Source organism: Collinsella sp. AM41-2BH (assembly GCF_003468085.1).
Lineage (GTDB): Bacteria > Actinomycetota > Coriobacteriia > Coriobacteriales > Coriobacteriaceae > Collinsella.
The window spans coordinates 1-1,403 of record NZ_QSGH01000046.1 but is presented as its reverse complement, the minus strand read 5'-3'; the positions used below and the strand labels follow the sequence as shown (position 1 = coordinate 1,403).

The following is a 1,403-nucleotide window of genomic DNA, read 5'->3' as shown; positions in this document are numbered from 1 at the left end:
GGACGGCACCGAGCCGTCGCAAGACTTGAAGAAGGGGGGGGCCTCGCGGCCTCCCCCTTTTTTGCGTTTACGGGGCGTGAATGACTCAATTACACCAGACGATCTTGTTGTTTTCGGTATTGAGCCTTTATTTAAAGAAAATAAATCGTATAACAAGGGCAACTGCTATGGCCGCAATGATCATAAGCAGGATTGTCAGCTGATGCTGCTTGCGTCGTTTACTTGACGAAACGAAGATTGATTTTCCCTGTTTTGGAGTCTCGAGATAGCGAGCCGAATGCGTCAAGGTTTGCTTGGGTCGAGGCCCTCTTTGTTGATGAGCGGCGGATGCTTTCATCGGCTCATCACTAACTGCGCTGTTTTTAGATAATGGTGCGTCTTTCAGATATACAGGGTCTCCCGAGGCAACGCCCATATGTTTACGTCCCGTTTGGGCTTCTTCGAGCGTTTGATATCGGTTTCTTGTCACATATTTGGGCTCTGGGCCATTGATGGGCTCTTGCGAGATGTGGGGGCGATGGAATCGAATCGGTTGCGGGCTGGATGCTTCGTCCTGCTCCGGCATAAACGTGTTGTCCTGTTTTTGATCGTCCATGATGCCCTTAGCTCGTCATCAATATCGTGTATGCGCCCATTGTAAGCCAGCCGTCTAGTTTTGATGGGATTGCATACATTATTTAAGCCTTCGTTCAAATTCCGTTTATTAGAGAAAACCTTAGTCAACCAGACTTAGATATGCTTATATCAATAGACTCAAAAAACTTTATAGTCGATGTATATATAAGAAGCGGCTGGGCATATATAACAGCGTCAAAAGAAGTCCCAGTCACCTAGAAGATGACTCGGCAGTCCTTAAAAGGAGTGGTAAACATGGCAAGCATGGTTCCTTATCGTTCGGTTTTTGGCGTTCGTCCTTCTGCTAGCTCGCTGTTCGATTTGTTTGATGATATGACCGATCTTGCAAACAACTCGATTGCTTCCAAGGCGTTCCCCGTTGATGTCGAGGACAAGGGCGATGGTTATGAGGTCAAGGCCTATCTGACCGGCGTCGCTAAGGATGATATCGACGTTGAGCTTAACGAGGGTCGCCTGTCGATTAGCGTGAACGTTGTGGAGGACGAGGAGAACGAGGGCAAGAACTTCCTGCAGAAGGAGTTTAGCTCGTACAGCGCGACGCGCGGCGTGTATCTGAAGGACGCTTCGAGCGAGGGCCTTTCGGCTAAGTATGCTGACGGCATCCTGACCGTTACGGTTCCCAAGATTGTCGAGAAGAAGAACGTTACGAAGATCTCCATCGACTAACGATGGCTCTGCTTCAATCGAGAGTATGAGTTAAGGGGGGGGCTGGGAAGTGATTCCCAGCCCATTACAGTCTGAAGTGGGCCACCGATAAATTTCGATGG

Annotated in this window: 2 protein-coding genes; one reads left to right on the top strand and one right to left on the bottom strand. The window is 49.0% G+C overall.

Annotated elements, in window-relative coordinates:
• Window positions 1–127: 127 nt before the first annotated feature.
• Window positions 128–595 (bottom strand): hypothetical protein, encoded by a 468-nt coding sequence (locus DW899_RS10395; RefSeq protein ID WP_117801082.1) that lies wholly within the window; start codon window positions 593–595, stop codon window positions 128–130.
• A gap of 275 nt (window positions 596–870) precedes the next feature.
• Between DW899_RS10395 and DW899_RS10390 the strand changes: the two genes are divergently transcribed.
• Window positions 871–1,302: an Hsp20/alpha crystallin family protein gene (locus DW899_RS10390; RefSeq protein WP_055251783.1), complete on the top strand. Its 432-nt coding sequence runs from the start codon at window positions 871–873 to the stop codon at window positions 1,300–1,302.
• The last annotated feature ends 101 nt before the right edge of the window (window positions 1,303–1,403 follow it).

Excerpts from the sequence above, each read along its gene's own strand:
- DW899_RS10395 (WP_117801082.1), bottom strand. The coding sequence starts at position 595 with ATGGACGATCAAAAACAGGACAACACGTTTATGCCGGAGCAGGACGAA.
- DW899_RS10390 (WP_055251783.1), top strand. The coding sequence starts at position 871 with ATGGCAAGCATGGTTCCTTATCGTTCGGTTTTTGGCGTTCGTCCTTCT.